The 14,996-nt window shown below is 33.0% G+C and carries 15 protein-coding genes; all 15 read left to right on the forward strand.

Annotated features, from left to right (window positions below; all coding sequences use genetic code 11):
- Window positions 1-36 precede the first annotated feature (36 nt).
- Window positions 37-912, forward strand: a complete 876-nt coding sequence (locus U472_RS05700) for an NAD(+)/NADH kinase (RefSeq protein ID WP_245684749.1) — start codon at window positions 37-39, stop codon at window positions 910-912.
- Between the two features lie 13 nt (window positions 913-925).
- Window positions 926-1,381: an arginine repressor gene (argR, locus tag U472_RS05705; RefSeq protein ID WP_068716413.1), complete on the forward strand. Its 456-nt coding sequence runs from the start codon at window positions 926-928 to the stop codon at window positions 1,379-1,381.
- Window positions 1,382-1,404: 23 nt separating this feature from the next.
- Window positions 1,405-3,102, forward strand: coding sequence for a DNA repair protein RecN (gene recN / locus U472_RS05710; protein ID WP_068716416.1), 1,698 nt, complete (start codon window positions 1,405-1,407; stop codon window positions 3,100-3,102).
- Between the two features lie 690 nt (window positions 3,103-3,792).
- On the forward strand, window positions 3,793-5,118 hold the full coding sequence (spoIVB, locus tag U472_RS05715; protein WP_068716417.1) for a SpoIVB peptidase: 1,326 nt from the start codon (window positions 3,793-3,795) through the stop codon (window positions 5,116-5,118).
- A 91-nt stretch (window positions 5,119-5,209) separates the two neighbouring features.
- Window positions 5,210-6,007, forward strand: a complete 798-nt coding sequence (gene spo0A, locus U472_RS05720; RefSeq protein ID WP_068716418.1) for a sporulation transcription factor Spo0A — start codon at window positions 5,210-5,212, stop codon at window positions 6,005-6,007.
- Window positions 6,008-6,214: 207 nt separating this feature from the next.
- Window positions 6,215-7,333, forward strand: a complete 1,119-nt coding sequence (steA, locus tag U472_RS05725; RefSeq protein ID WP_068716420.1) for a putative cytokinetic ring protein SteA — start codon at window positions 6,215-6,217, stop codon at window positions 7,331-7,333.
- A gap of 10 nt (window positions 7,334-7,343) precedes the next feature.
- On the forward strand, window positions 7,344-7,952 hold the full coding sequence (locus tag U472_RS05730; RefSeq protein WP_068716422.1) for a copper transporter: 609 nt from the start codon (window positions 7,344-7,346) through the stop codon (window positions 7,950-7,952).
- Window positions 7,928-8,602 carry a glycosyltransferase family 2 protein gene (locus U472_RS05735; RefSeq protein ID WP_068716423.1) on the forward strand — a complete coding sequence of 225 codons (675 nt, stop codon included), beginning with the start codon at window positions 7,928-7,930 and terminating at the stop codon, window positions 8,600-8,602. Before U472_RS05730 ends, U472_RS05735 begins: the two co-directional genes overlap by 25 nt.
- 64 nt (window positions 8,603-8,666) lie before the next feature.
- Complete coding sequence (locus tag U472_RS05740; protein WP_068716424.1) at window positions 8,667-9,476, forward strand: glycosyl transferase family 4; 810 nt, start codon at window positions 8,667-8,669, stop codon at window positions 9,474-9,476.
- A 142-nt stretch (window positions 9,477-9,618) separates the two neighbouring features.
- Complete coding sequence (locus U472_RS05745) at window positions 9,619-11,136, forward strand: sodium-dependent transporter (protein WP_068716425.1); 1,518 nt, start codon at window positions 9,619-9,621, stop codon at window positions 11,134-11,136.
- Between the two features lies 1 nt (window position 11,137).
- Window positions 11,138-11,233 (forward strand): MetS family NSS transporter small subunit, encoded by a 96-nt coding sequence (locus U472_RS16510; protein ID WP_106231884.1) that lies wholly within the window; start codon window positions 11,138-11,140, stop codon window positions 11,231-11,233.
- 255 nt (window positions 11,234-11,488) lie between these two features.
- Window positions 11,489-12,601 (forward strand): M20/M25/M40 family metallo-hydrolase, encoded by a 1,113-nt coding sequence (locus U472_RS05750; RefSeq protein WP_068716426.1) that lies wholly within the window; start codon window positions 11,489-11,491, stop codon window positions 12,599-12,601.
- A 287-nt stretch (window positions 12,602-12,888) separates the two neighbouring features.
- Window positions 12,889-13,050, forward strand: coding sequence for a Spo0E family sporulation regulatory protein-aspartic acid phosphatase (locus U472_RS16515; RefSeq protein WP_176714111.1), 162 nt, complete (start codon window positions 12,889-12,891; stop codon window positions 13,048-13,050).
- A 324-nt stretch (window positions 13,051-13,374) separates the two neighbouring features.
- Window positions 13,375-14,463 carry a DUF3866 family protein gene (locus tag U472_RS05755; RefSeq protein WP_068716431.1) on the forward strand — a complete coding sequence of 363 codons (1,089 nt, stop codon included), beginning with the start codon at window positions 13,375-13,377 and terminating at the stop codon, window positions 14,461-14,463.
- Window positions 14,456-14,995 (forward strand): NUDIX domain-containing protein, encoded by a 540-nt coding sequence (locus tag U472_RS05760; protein WP_068716433.1) that lies wholly within the window; start codon window positions 14,456-14,458, stop codon window positions 14,993-14,995. Before U472_RS05755 ends, U472_RS05760 begins: the two co-directional genes overlap by 8 nt.
- Window position 14,996: the final 1 nt, after the last annotated feature.

Genomic DNA, 14,996 nt, shown 5'->3' on the forward strand with positions numbered 1-14,996 from the left:
AAGGACCTTTAATCCATATTCCTGAGGTGAATAGAAGTGAGTATTAGCGGTGAGATTAAAAAAATTGCTTTAATTGCTAACACAAACAAGGCAAAAGCTGTAAAGGTAATGGAGCAAGTCTGTAATTATTTAGATTCTAAAGGGAAAGATTATCTCTTAGAAGAAGATAGTGCTAGTTTGTTGGAGCGAAAAGTAAAAAGTGAGGTCTATGAGAGATTAGTTGACTTTGCTGATGTAGTGATTGTCTTTGGTGGTGATGGGACTTTTTTAAAGGCTGCTCGTACCTTTGCTGCCAGTGATGTTCCGATTTTAGGAATTAATTTAGGGCAGTTAGGATTTTTAACTGATATAGAGGTAGAGATGTTAGAAGAGGGTTTAGATAAATTATTAGATGGAGATTATCAGATAGAGGAGAGAATGATTTTAGAAGGAACAGTTATTAGAGAGAATCAAAGAGTTAATCGAGCAATTGCTATTAACGATTTAGTTCTTACTAAAGGTCCTTTCTCAAGAATCATCAAATTAGAGACCTTCATTGATGGAGAGTATATTACAACTTATCCTGGTGATGGATTGATTATAGCATGTCCAACAGGTTCAACAGCCTATTCATTATCGGCAGGAGGACCTATTGTCAATCCTAAGATGAAATCTTTAATTATTACCCCAATCTGCCCACATACCTTAAATTCTCGTTCGATAGTTACTACTGAAGATGAAGAGATAGTAGTCAAGGTAGATGCTGACCATAGTGAAGTAATGTTAACAGTAGATGGTCAAGAGAGTTTTCCAATACTCTCTGATGATATTATTAGGATTAGTAAATCTAATTTAGTAGCTAAAATGATAAAATTAGAAGGATATAACTTTTATAAAATTCTAAGAAATAGGCTACATAGTAATAGATTTTAAAGGAGGGATCTGTGTGAAAAGTAAGCGGCATCTTAAAATTATGAGCTTAGTCCAGGATGAGGATATTCATACTCAAGATGAATTAGCTTCTAGACTGGAAGAAGAGGGAATTGAAGTAACTCAAGCAACGGTATCTCGTGATATCAAGCAATTGGGTTTGATTAAGATACCACTAGATGATGGAGGATATAAATATTCATTACCTCCTAAGCAGAAAGATAATATTAATATAAATAGTAGAATGAAGAGAATGTTTGAGGATTCAGTAAGTAGTATAGATTATAGTGAAAATTTAGTTGTAATTAATACTTTACCAGGAACAGCTCAAGCAGTAGCTTCTTTAATAGATAATACAGAATGGAAGAATGTACTAGGAACAATTGCTGGAGATGATACTATTTTGATGATTGTAAAGCCTAAAAGTGCTGTTACAAATGTTATAGAAAGGCTAAAGAGTCTAACTGTTTAAATGATAGAGGGAGGTTAAAGTCAGTGCTATCTGAGTTAGTTATAAATAATTTTGCATTGATTAAAGATGTTAAATTAGAATTGACTCCAGGCTTGAATATATTAACTGGAGAGACTGGTGCTGGTAAATCAATTATCATTAAAGCTCTGGATATGCTATTAGGTGGTAGAGCATCGACAGATTTTATTAGATTTGGTGAAGAGAAGGCAATTATAGAAGGATGCTTTGATATCAAAAATAATCCTCTTGCCAAAGATGTGTTAAAAGAACTAGGAATAGAATTGTCTGATGGAGATAACCTAATTTTAACCCGTGAAATTTCTACAAGTGGAAATAATAAATCAAGGATCAATGGAAGAACTGTTACCTTAGAAATGGTTAAAGAGGTAACCCAATATCTAATAGACATTCATGGGCAACATGAACATCAGTCATTGCTAAATCCTGAAGACCATCTGAGGTTATTAGATGAGTTTGGTGGTAGGGAATTGATATTACTTAAGGGTAGTTTAGAAGATATATATAGCAAATGGCAAGAGAAGAAGAGTAGATTAAATAAGATAAGTTACAATGAAAGAGAGAGAGAGAGAAGGATTGATTTATTAGAGTTTCAAATCACTGAAATTGAGCAAGCAGAATTAAAGCTTGGAGAAGATAAAGAGTTATCAGAAGAGAAGAAGAGGTTAAGTAATGCTGAAGAATTAAGTAGGACTGTTAGCAAAGCTTATAATTCTTTGTATCAAAGTGACTTTGAACAGACTGCTATCATTGATCAGATTAAACAGTTCTCTAAAGAGATTGATAGTCTAGTTAAGATAGATAGTAGCTTAGGGGAGATTGCTGAGAGTTTAAGAAATATCAATTATGAGTTAGAGGATATCTCTTTTAGATTGAGAGATTATAATGATGAAATAGAGTTCAACCCTCAACGTTTGGATATAATAGAGAATAGATTGAAATTAATCAATGATTTAAAACGTAAATATGGAGATTCTATTGAAGAGATTTTAGATTACTATCAAGGAATATCTCAAGAGTTAGCTGAGCTTGAAAATAGTGAGGTAGAAAAAGGTGAATTATTAGCCGAAATTACTAAATTAGAAGAGGAATATTTAGTTAAAGCTGAAGAGTTATCTACTCAAAGAAAGGTGATTGCCAGAGAGTTAGAGAAGAGTATCGCCAGAGAGTTAATGGATTTATCGATGTTACAGACTAAATTCGAGATAGATTTTCAGAGAAAAGAGAGCTTTACCAAAGACGGTATTGATAAGGTAGAGTTTTTAATCTCTCCAAATCCTGGTTCTGATTTACTTCCTTTAATTAAGATTGCATCAGGAGGAGAACTATCGAGAATCATGCTAGCTCTAAAGACGATAACTGCAGATATTGACCAGATATCTACACTAATTTTTGATGAAATAGATACTGGAATTGGCGGTAGGGTCGGTAAGTTGGTTGCTGATAAATTGGCAGGTCTATCCACTAAACATCAATTAATCTGTATTACCCATCTTCCTCAAATTGCTTGTATGGCTGATAATCATTACTTCATTATGAAGAAGGTAGTTAATGATGAGACAGAGACTGTAATCCATCCATTAAGTGATAATGGTAGAATTAGAGAATTGGCTAGAATGTTAGATGGCACTTTAACAGAGACAACTCTAGACCATGCCAGAGAATTACTTAAATCAGCTACAGAGAAGAAAGAAAAAAACTGAATAAAATTAAATTATCTAGGGCATCTTTATTAATTAAAGGTGCTTTTTTTTATTTGATATGTGAATTTAAAATAAATCTTTATAAAAGTATATTATGATACTTTTTGACTTAACAGCTACGAGTTAAGTTCTTTAAAAATGAAAAAATTATTGTGTGAACGAAGCAATTATTCTCAATCAATAATAGTAATAATGCAGTCTTAGAATTAGAACTTTAAGATTTATCAACTTAAATAAATATTGATTGCGTAGTGAGTGGGCTAGTTTTGCCACGGAGAGTCTTGGTTTTTAGACTTGTAGGTATATTTTTCCAGACTTTTTGTTTACTTTTGTGGTAATGACAAAAGTAAACTGCCTTTAGGCAGAAACTAATATTCTAATAATTTTATATTAACATAATTAATTTTATGATATTAATAAGAATATCCAAAATATTATTATTTTTTAAAAAATTAATCCAAATACATTTAAAATACAACTGAATATAACTAGTTGTGATGGGTATAATAAGATATATCTAAGCTAAAGTTTCATCACAAGTGATATTTTAAAGTGCTTAAAATTTTATCTACAGCGTTGTTTGATAAATTAATAATTGATTTTATCTTTATTATTGGCAGATGAAATTTTGTTAAAATTCTTCTAATTGGAAGATACTACACAGATGGGGACTGTGTAGGAGTGTGACAAATGAAAAAATATAAAAGAGTAATGTTAGTTAATCTTCTTCTAATATTAATCTGTCTTTTTGCGTTTCCTAAAGTATTAATCTTTTTAGGTTTGCCTAATAATTGTCAAATATTTGAGGGTAATAAGACACCATTAAAGATAAATTTACCTTTTAATGTATCTATCAGGTCAAATCCACAAGGAAATCTAAAGATTAATGGTCATAGAGTTTCTCAGAATGAATTGAATATTGATCTCTCTAATCCTATTGCTTTACAGGCTTCTTCTGTTGGTGAGTATAACCTTGATTTTAAACTTTTTGGTCTAATCCCATTAAGAAAGATGGTTGTTAATGTTCTGCCTCAAGTTAAGGTCATTCCTGGAGGGCAGGCAATTGGAGTCATTCTTAAATCTGATGGGATTATGGTGGTAAGAAACTCTTATGTTACTGCTAGTGATGGTCAAAAATACTTCCCTGCTAAAGAGGCTGATATTGAAGTAGGCGATAGTTTGTTAGAGGTTAATAATGTTGAAATCAAGAATAAGTATCATTTGGCTAGATTAATTAATGAATATGGTAAGAAGGGAAAAAGTTTAAGATTTAAGATTAGAAAGAAATCAGGAGAGGTTGAATTTAAAGAGATTAATCCTATTAAGAGTAAAGATGGGTTTTATATGATAGGTATTTATGTTGATGATGGTGCTACAGGAGTAGGAACAATGTCATTTTATGAACCCAACAATGGCTATTATGGTGCTTTAGGTCATATGATTACTGAAGCAAATACCCAGTTGAAGATTGATGTAGGAGAAGGAGAGATAGTTAGAGCTAATATCTCAGGAATTAATCAAAGTCACAAGGGATTACCAGGGGAGAAGCTAGGGACTTTCTTTAATGGACAAGGTATGTTGGGAGATATCACTAAGAATAATAATTTTGGCATTTATGGTCGTTTATCTATCTCACCTAAACATCCTTATTTTAAAGAAGCAATACCAGTAGCAAGTCCTCTAGAGATAAAAGAAGGCTCTGCTAAAATCTATACTGTGCTTCATGGAGGAGAGATAGAAGAATTTGATATAGAGATAGAGAAGGTTAGAAGGCAATATGAACCAGCTGAAAAAGGATTAATTATTAGAATAACTGATTCTGAGCTTTTAAGTAAGACAGGAGGAATTGTGCAAGGAATGAGTGGCAGTCCTATTGTGCAAGATGGTAAATTAGTAGGAGCTATTACCCATGTTTTTGTCAATGATTCTACTCGTGGCTATGGTATTTTGGCTCAATGGATGATAATGCAGACCGATTTATTAGAGAAGAATCTTGCCAAAGAATTTGTATCATAAATTCTTTGGCTTTTTTTATTTTTTAAAGGAGGAATTTGGAAGAGAACATAGAATTTGTAGTATAGAGTCATTATGAGGAGGAAAATGTACTATGAGAGAAGCAGATACAATTAAGGTATTATTAGTAGATGATAATAGGGATTTTTGTAATTTGATTAAAGAGTATCTCGACCAGCAAGATGAGTTTAAAGTAGTAGGAATTGCTAATGATGGTATTGAGGCTTTAGAAGTAGTCGATGAAGTCGAGTTTGATGTATTGGTGTTGGATGTAATTATGCCACATTTAGATGGGATTGGAGTATTAGAGGAACTGCATAGTAAAGGAGTGACTGATAAGTTTAAAATAATAATGTTAACTGCCTTTGGACAAGAAGAATTGACACAGCGAGTTGTTAATTTAGGTGCTGATTATTATATCTTAAAACCTTTCGATTTAGAGAAATTATCTAATAGAATTAAACAAGTTACTTCTAAGGTAGCTACTGGAAGTAGAGGTTACAAACTTAGTACTCAAGTTAATAATTTAAATAACACTAAGAATGTTGAGGAAAGAATTACTGATATAATGCATCAGATTGGAATTCCAGCACATATCAAAGGGTATTTATACTTAAGAAAGGCTATCTCTATGGTTGTTGATGAAGTGGAGTTATTAGGTGCAGTAACTAAGGAACTATATCCTCTAGTAGCCAAAGAGTTTAATACAACAGCAAGTAGAGTAGAAAGAGCAATTAGACATGCTATTGAAGTTACTTGGGAGAGAGGAAATACCAATGCTATCAATAGAATCTTTGGACATTCTGTTACAACTGCTAGTGGTAAACCAACCAACTCTCAATTTATTGCTAAAGTAGCAGATAAGTTGAGAATTGAATTAAGAGTTAGTTAGAAAATATTATAGTTGAATATAAGATTAAGTTAGAGCATCCGGTTTTTGGATGCTCTTTTTTTATTTATATTTTAAACTTAATTTTAAATTTAATTCTAAATTGTACAATGTAAATTGTAAATTAACTTCTTTCCCTTTTATTAGAAGTATGATAGTAATTCAATCAAGATATACTAAAGGTAGTAGTAAATTTAGGAGGCTCCCATTATGCAATTAACTGGAAGAGTTAGACTAGGTACTAAGACGAAGGATTTAGTCAAGGAATTGGTTGAAGGGGAGATAGCTGTAATTGATCATAAAGATATCGATCAATTAGCTGCTGAATCATTGATTGAAAGAAAGGTCAAGGCTGTAATCAATGCTAGCCCATCTATTAGTGGTAAATATCCTAATTTAGGTCCTAGAAGATTATTATCAGCTGGTATACCAATTATCGATAATGTTGAGAAGAATATCTTCGATAGGTTAGCTGAAGGGGATTTGATTACTATTCAAGATGGTCAGATATTAAAAGATAAAAAGTTATTATTTCAAGGTGAGGTTCTTAACAGTAAGAAGGTTGAGCATAGGCTAGAAGAGACTAAGGAGAATCTAGGAGTAGAACTGAACAAATTTGTAGACAACACCCTAGATTATGCCAAAAAGGAGAAGCATCTGATTTTAGGAATAGACATACCTGAAGTAGATATTAAGCTAAAGGAGAAAGATGTATTAATTGTAGTTAGAGGGAAGGATTATCGAGAGGATTTAGAGGCTGTTAGTTCTTATATTAGGGAGGTTAGACCTGTCTTAATTGGAGTAGATGGGGGAGCAGATGCTTTAGTGGAATATGGATTTGAACCTGACATTATTATTGGTGATATGGATAGTATTAGTGATGATGTTTTAGCATGTGGTGCTGAATTGATTGTCCATGCCTATCCTGATGGTCGTGCTCCAGGAATGAAGAGGATTAAAGCTCTTAATTTAGAGGCTAAAACCTTTCCAGCTCCAGGGACAAGTGAGGATATTGCTATGTTATTGGCTTATGAGAAGGGTGCAGAGTTGATTGTAGCTGTAGGTACTCATACTACCATGATAGATTTTTTAGAGAAAGGTCGTCCAGGGATGGCTAGTACCTTTTTGGTTAGGTTGAAGGTAGGAAGTAAGTTAGTAGATGCCAAAGGGGTCAATAAGTTATATAAAAGCCGAATAAAGCCCAAATATGTTGCAGAGGTTCTAGTAGCATCATTAATACCGATTATTGCTATAATGAGTGTGTCAGCACCATTTAATCAATTACTCAAATTATTACTAATCAGATTAAGAATGAATATTGGCTTTTAGGAGGAGGATTATGTTACTTGATTTAAGATACCATGTGATTACAATTGTAATTATATTTGTAACATTAGCGATTGGCATCTTGATTGGTAGTAGTATGGTGGGAAATGATTTGCTTGTTAAAGAACAGAAGCACTTAATCTCAAATCTAGAAAAGGATTTCAAATCTTTAAGAACAAAGAATAAAGAGTTCTCTAAAGAGGTCAACTATTTAGAGACTAGGCTTGCTGATAATATAAATTTTCAAAAGATGATTATGCCTTTAGTAGTAAAAGAGCAATTAAAGGATCAAAATTTATTATTAGTAGTAGGTAATAATGTTAATTCTAATTTGAAGGATAAGATAATCAAGACATTGAAGTTGGCAGATGCTAAAGGGCTAGAGATAATCGAAGATTTAAGTACTATAGATGAAAGAAAAGATTTTACAAAGGTGCTCTTATTAGGAGATTTGAATGAAGAGTTCAATTATCCTACTGATTTGAGAGACAAGTTTATCAAAATCGATTCAGAAAATATTAAGAATATCTCAGGATTAATCAAATTGGTATTTGAAGTGGCAGCTAAAGATCTTCCAAGTGTTAAGGAGGGAGAGCATTGGATAAGTCAATTTCAGTTTTAATCCCTGCCTATAATGAAGAAGATAAGATAGAAGATACTATTAAGAGTATTAAGGGCTTAGATGGAGTTAATGAAGTAATTGTAGTTGATGATGGTTCTTCAGATAAGACTTATCAAAAAGCTAATAATTTGGCTACAAAGGTAATTAGACTAGAGCAGAATCAAGGGAAAGGTGCCGCTTTAAACCGTGGACTAGAGGAGGTCAATGGGGATATTATCCTCTTATTGGATGCTGATTTGGGCAATAGTTCAGCAGAGGCTATGAAGTTAGTAGAACCTCTCTTAGAGGGAAGAGCAGATATGTCTATTGCTAAATTCCCTCCAAGTCAGGTTAAAGGTGGTTTTGGATTGGTGAAGGGGTTGGCTAATTGGGGTTTAAGAAAGTTGACTTGTCAAGAGTTTTCGGCCCCTCTTTCTGGACAGAGGGCTCTATCTAAAGATGTAGTCAAAGAGATAAAGAGTTTTGCTAAAGGCTTTGGAGTAGAAGTGGCTTTAACTGCTGATGTCTGTAAAGCAGGATTTAAAGTAGAAGAGGTTCCTGTAATGATGAAGCATCGTGAGAGCAAGAGAGATCTTGAAGGTTTTATACATCGAGGAAAGCAGTTTAAAGATGTTGCTCTTGTGCTCATCTCTAAGATTAATAAAATTTAGTTAATAGCTATTCATAAATTAACTTTACTATCTAATATTCTGATTACAAGAAGGTGGTTTAATAGTGTTACCTATTACAATACTAATACTTGTTAGTTTTATCCTGTCTAAAATAGGATTTAAATTAATCCCTCCCCTTTTGGTGGAGGCAGAGTCTGTTGCTCCTAACTTTAAAGGTGATAAGATACCTGTTGGTTATGGGATTATCTTTTCTTTAAATTTAATTGTTATTTTGATTTTAGGAACATTATTTGGTTATTATTCACTCCAACAATCTATTCCTTTAATTACCTTAATCTTGGCTATGGCTTTTGTAGGCTTATTGGATGATGCCTTTGGAAATAAAGATAGTCAAGGTTTTAGTGGACATTTCAAATCTTTACTCTTTGAAAGACGGTTGACTACAGGAGCAATTAAGGCTATCTTCTCTTTGGTGATTGTCTTCTTTATCAACTTTTATTGGAATAAGAGTTACTTTGATTTATTTATTAATACCCTTTTAATTCTATTAATGAGTAATTTTATCAATCTATTGGACTTAAGACCAGGGAGAGCCTTAAAGGTAACACTATTCTTATTACTAGCAACTTTAGGACTAGGTTTAAGAAATTATTTGTTAATTATACCTATAGTAATTATGGTATTACTTGCTTTAAAATTTGATTTACAGGCTAAAGGGATGATGGGGGATATAGGCTCAAATGTACTTGGAGTAACCTTAGGAGGAATATTAGCAATAAATTATGGTATTTATATTAGAGCTTCAATTACGTTTTTATTATTTTCCATTCATTTATATAGTGAGTTTCATTCATTATCTGAATTAATTAAAAGTAATAAGATATTATTATATCTCGATAAATTGGGAAGATGAAAATAAATTTTCCCAATTTTAATTCTATTCTTGACTAGGCAATTTAAACCTTATATAATAGTTTATGAGTTACTTATATATGTCATAAATAAGTAGCAAGAAGTAGAGTAGAATGAAAATTCAAAAAGGAGGATTTTTGAGTATGGAGAAGAATGTAGAAAATCGTGACCAATGGGGGAGTAGGCTTGGGTTTATTTTAGCTGCAGTTGGTTCTGCCGTTGGTTTAGGGAACATTTGGCGTTTCCCTTATATGGTTTATGAAAATGGTGGAGGTGCATTCTTATTACCTTACTTTTTTGCAGTATTGACTGCGGGAATCCCGATGTTAGTTTTAGAGATGGGATTAGGGCATAAGATGAGAGGTTCTGCACCATTAGCCTTTAGAAAGATTAAAGAGAAGTATGAGACTTTAGGTTGGTGGGCAGTATTAGTAACTGCTGTAGTAACCGTTTATTATTCTGTTATCGTTGCTTGGGCTGTTAATTACATGGTCTTTGCCGTTAAACAGAGTTGGGGAGCTGACCCTAATGCTTTCTTCTTTAAAGATTACTTAGGAGCTACTGGTTTCTGGGACTTTGGAAGTATTAAAACGAATGTATTATTGGGTTTAGCTGTAGTTTGGGGAATTACTTATGTTATCCTTTATAATGGTATTAAAGAAGGGATTGAAAAGGCAAGTAAGATATTTATGCCTTTATTAATAGTCTTACTTGGTGTTATGGTTGTCAGAGGTGTGACGTTACCAGGGGCTATAGAAGGGTTAAACCACTTCTTAGAACCAGATTTCTCTGTACTAAAGGACTATAATGTATGGGTTAGTGCTTATGGACAGGTATTCTTTACATTGAGTTTAGGTTTTGGAATTATGATTGCTTATTCTAGTTACTTACCAAAAAAATCTGATGTTGTTAATAATGCTTTTATTACAGCTTTTGCAAACTGTGGATTCAGTTTCTTATCAGGGTTTGCTGTATTTGGTATCTTAGGATATATGGCACAAGCACAAGGTGTACCAATTAATGAGGTTGCTAGTGGTGGAATTGGATTAGCATTTATTGTATTCCCTAAAGCAATTAACTTATTGCCAGGGATGAACTCTTTCTTTGGAATTCTATTCTTTATGTCATTGGTTGTTGCTGGATTATCATCAATCATCTCTTTGGTTGAAGCCTTTACATCTTCAATTATGGATAAGTTTAAGATGACTAGAAAGAAAGCTGTTACTGTAGTATCTCTAGGTGGATTCTTATGTACTATTGTATTTGCAACAGGTTTAGGAATCTCAATCTTAGACTTAGTAGACCACTTCTTAAATAACTATGGATTAGCTGTAGTAGGATTGGCTGAATGTATCATCTTAGGTTACTTATGGAAGTTAACTACAGTAAAAGAGCATGTAAATCAAGTTTCTGACTTTAAAGTTGGTAACTGGTGGGATATCTCTATTAAGTATATAACTTCTATTGTTCTAGGTTACATGTTGATTATGAAGGTTAAAACAGAGCTTACTGTAGCTTATGGAGGATATCCAACTAGTGCCCTTATGACCTTAGGTTGGGGACTTGTTATCGGTCTATTAGTTTTAGCTTATGTGATGAAGAATATCAGCTGGAATGAAGATGTATTATTAAATGTAGATGCTGCAAAGGGGGAGATGTAAGATGACAGCAGGAGCAATCGGAATGTTGATTTTTGGATCTACAATTTTATTTGGTGGATTAGCAGTTTGCTTAAATATTGCGATGAAAAATGATTAATCTTTGATATATAAAATCCTAGCCTTTTGGGGCTAGGATTTTTTCTTGCAGCTGTGTTTACTTTTAAGAGTGAATTTTTATCTTATAAAGAGGTATTATAGAAATAATATTTAATATAAATAAAAGTAATGAATAATTAAAATGCAAAGGTCTTACATAATAGTTAATAGCCTTTATATTTAACTTTTAAAATTTAAGGATTAATTATCAAGACTTTAGATAAAATTTTAAAATAATATTGAGGGGTTGTAGTCGATGGATCAGGAAAGAATTATAAAACAGTTTTTAGATTTGGTACAGATAGATAGTATCTCTAAGGAAGAAGGTAAGGTTGCTGACTATTTAGTAAAAATTTTAGAAGAATTAGGATTAGAAGTAACTAGAGATGATGCAGGGGAGAAAGTGGGTGGGGAGACTGGAAATATTATTGCCAAATTGGCTGGTGATGCTACTAAACCGACATTATTATTAAGTGCTCACATGGACACAGTTACTCCAGGCAGAAGTATTAAGCCAATCATTAAAGAGGGAATAGTTTATAGTGATGGTGAGACTATTTTAGCTTCTGATGATAAAGCTGGAATTACAACTATCTTAGAGGCTTTAAGGCTAGTTAAAGAGAATGATATTGATCATGGAAATTTAGAAGTTGTCTTTACAATTGGGGAAGAGGTTGGATTGTTAGGTGCTAAAAACTTGGATTATAGTCTAATTGATGCTGACTTTGGGATTGCTTTTGACTCTGGTGGAGAGATTGGAACGATTGTTACTCAAGCTCCTTGCCAGGATAAGATCAATGTCAAGGTAATAGGAAAGGCGGCCCATGCAGGGATGAACCCTTCAGCAGGAATCAATGCTATTAAAGTGGCAAGTGTAGCTTTATCTAGTATGAAGTTAGGTCAGATTGATGAAGATACTACAGCTAATATCGGTGTAATTAAAGGTGGTCAAGCGACAAATATTGTGCCAGATTTAGTAGAATTAGAAGGTGAGGCTCGTAGCCTTAGAGTAGATAAATTAGATAGACAGACTAAGCATATGGCAGATATCTTTAGAAGAGCTGCTGCTAAATTTAAAGCTAAGGTTGAGATTGATGTGGAGAGAATGTATCCTGCCTTTGATCTATCTAGAAATAGCCAGATTGTTGATATAGCTGTCAAGGCTGCCCGGGCCATAGAGATTAAACCTTTATTACAGTCTACTGGTGGTGGTAGTGATGCTAATATCTTTAATGGTAAAGGAATTCCAACAATAAATGTCAGTGTAGGTATGACAGATGTACATTCTGTAGATGAGAATATTAAGATCGATGATTTACTTAATGCTGTTAAGTTCTGCACTTCTATGATTAGAGAAGCAGCTAGATAGAGGTTCTATATAGATGTATGAAGTTAAAATAAGATCTTATAGGGATATTAAGACAATAAAGGGTGAAGAGTAACAGGTACAAGTGTCATTTACTGGTTGCTCTCACTTATCACTAGTTGCTTATTATTTCTTATTCATTACTATTAAATTCTTTCACAGAAAAACCAAAATTAGGTAAGATATTACTTGATTTTTCATTTACTTTTATATATAATCTTTTTAATGACAAACTTTAACTTTATCAAATAATTTTATAAGTTCTATAATAAATGATAAGGGGGAGCTTGATGAAGAATTTGGTAGAATCTGATTTATATCAACAGATTTCTGTATTGAAAGAGAAGTTATTGGATTATGATTTGAATATAAAGAAGAAGGAATTATTAAAGTTGAGTAAGCAACTTGATGAATTAATTTTAGAATACACCAAAAAATATCTTGTTAATTAACTATATCTTTTATCTCAGCATTGGAGTGCTGGGATTTTTTATTTTGACCTTCTAATAATAAAGATGGTTATAATATTTAATGAGAGTTAGATGATTATGATAAGTAATTAAGTAACTATTTTATAAATATTCTAATCTATAAAGAGCTTTATCCAGTTTTGCAGTCGATTAAATAAAGGTAATCTAGTTAAGTAGTTTAATATAATTAGAATTTTTTCTGCATTAGATAGATATACTAATTTCAGTATTGTAACTAAGAATGGTTTTTTGCAGGATTTTAATTCTCTATATTGAAATAATTATTTAATCTGTGGAGGTATTATTATGATAGAAATTAGGCAAGGCAAGGTTATTGAAATTTTATCCCAACGAGATGGTTTGACCATTGTTAGGCTAGAGATTGAAGGTAAGGAGAAGAAAGGGATAAGTTATGACGATTTAGTAGGAGAGATAAGAGAAGGTGATGATGTAGTAGTAAATACAACTGCAACATCTTTGAACTTAGGAACTGGAGGATATGACTTTATTATATGTATCTTAAATCATGCTAGAGAACGAGATGAAAAAGGGCATATTATGAAGATGAGATATACCCCTTATCAGATTCAAACTTTTAGTACCGAAGAGCAGGATAGTCCCTATCATGAACGTATCAATAACTTTCATTCTTTAAGTGGGACACCAGTTGTAGTAGGAACTTTACATAGTATGCTAGCTCCTATAACAGTAATGGCTAAAGCAATCTCTCCTAAAGCTAAGATAACTTATATTATGACCGATGGTGCAGCCTTACCTATTAGATTCAGTAATATGGTTCATTTTTTAAAGAGTGAAGGGATTATTAATAATACAGTTACTATAGGTCATGCCTTTGGTGGTGACTTAGAAGCTGTTAATATCTATTCAGGATTGATTAGTGCCTATGAAGTCAGTGAAGCTGATATAATAGTGGTCTGTATGGGTCCTGGGATTGTAGGAACAGGTACAAAGTATGGCTTTACAGGGGTAGAGCAGGCAAACATTTTAAATGCGGTCTATCAGTTAGGAGGTTCTCCAATTGGTGTACCTAGAATAGGCTTTGGTGATAGAAGAGAACGACACTATGGACTAAGCCATCATAGTAGGACTACTTTGGGTGAATTAACGATGGTAGAGTCTAAAGTTGGTCTTCCTTATCTTGATAGGAAGAGGGCTGGAGTCATCAAGGAACAATTAGTTGAGGCTGGAATTAATAATAAACATCAGATTATATATCGTGAAGGTGATAGAGTATTAAAGGAGTTAGAAAGATTAGACTTTACCTTTAAAACTATGGGTAGAGGTTTAAAGGAAGAGAAGGAATATTTTATGACAGCAGGTGTAGCTGGAATACTTGCTAGTGAAGAGATAGGAAAGGATGGATCAGATGGATAGTTTAAAGGAGAAGACTGTTGATAGTAAGATGATTTTTGAAGGGAATATTATAAACTTAAGGGTTGATGATGTTAAATTGCCAAATGGTAATTTATCTAAGAGAGAGATAGTTGAGCATAGTGGAGGGGTGGCAGTTGTAGCCTATAAGGACTCTAAAGTTATTTTGGTTGAACAGTTTCGTAAGCCTGGTGAAGAGATATTATTGGAGCTTCCAGCAGGTAAACTGGAGAAAGGTGAAGATAAAGAGGAGTGTGCTCATAGGGAGCTAGAGGAGGAGACTGGGTATAGAGCAACTTCTTTAGAATGGTTATGTTCTTTTTATACTAGCCCTGGCTTTACTGATGAGATTATAGAGATTTATTTGGCTAAAGGGTTAACAGAATATGAGCAGAAGCCTGATGATGATGAGTTTGTCAGAATCAAGGAGATAGAGATTGCAGAGGTTTCCAAGATGTTAGAAGAAGGGAAGTTTAGGGATGCTAAGACGATTATAGGCTTACAGTATTTAATGGCTCAGTTAGATAAGGAGTAGT

It is taken from the genome of Orenia metallireducens (assembly GCF_001693735.1).
Classification (GTDB): Bacteria; Bacillota; Halanaerobiia; order Halobacteroidales; family Halobacteroidaceae; genus Orenia; species Orenia metallireducens.

Excerpts from the sequence above, each read along its gene's own strand:
- U472_RS16510 (WP_106231884.1), top strand. The coding sequence starts at position 11,138 with ATGACAGCAGGAGCAATCGGAATGTTGATTTTTGGATCTACAATTTTA.
- U472_RS05750 (WP_068716426.1), top strand. The coding sequence starts at position 11,489 with ATGGATCAGGAAAGAATTATAAAACAGTTTTTAGATTTGGTACAGATA.
- U472_RS05730 (WP_068716422.1), top strand. The coding sequence starts at position 7,344 with ATGTTACTTGATTTAAGATACCATGTGATTACAATTGTAATTATATTT.
- spoIVB (WP_068716417.1), top strand. The coding sequence starts at position 3,793 with ATGAAAAAATATAAAAGAGTAATGTTAGTTAATCTTCTTCTAATATTA.
- U472_RS16515 (WP_176714111.1), top strand. The coding sequence starts at position 12,889 with ATGAAGAATTTGGTAGAATCTGATTTATATCAACAGATTTCTGTATTG.
- steA (WP_068716420.1), top strand. The coding sequence starts at position 6,215 with ATGCAATTAACTGGAAGAGTTAGACTAGGTACTAAGACGAAGGATTTA.
- U472_RS05760 (WP_068716433.1), top strand. The coding sequence starts at position 14,456 with ATGGATAGTTTAAAGGAGAAGACTGTTGATAGTAAGATGATTTTTGAA.
- spo0A (WP_068716418.1), top strand. The coding sequence starts at position 5,210 with ATGAGAGAAGCAGATACAATTAAGGTATTATTAGTAGATGATAATAGG.
- U472_RS05745 (WP_068716425.1), top strand. The coding sequence starts at position 9,619 with ATGGAGAAGAATGTAGAAAATCGTGACCAATGGGGGAGTAGGCTTGGG.
- U472_RS05755 (WP_068716431.1), top strand. The coding sequence starts at position 13,375 with ATGATAGAAATTAGGCAAGGCAAGGTTATTGAAATTTTATCCCAACGA.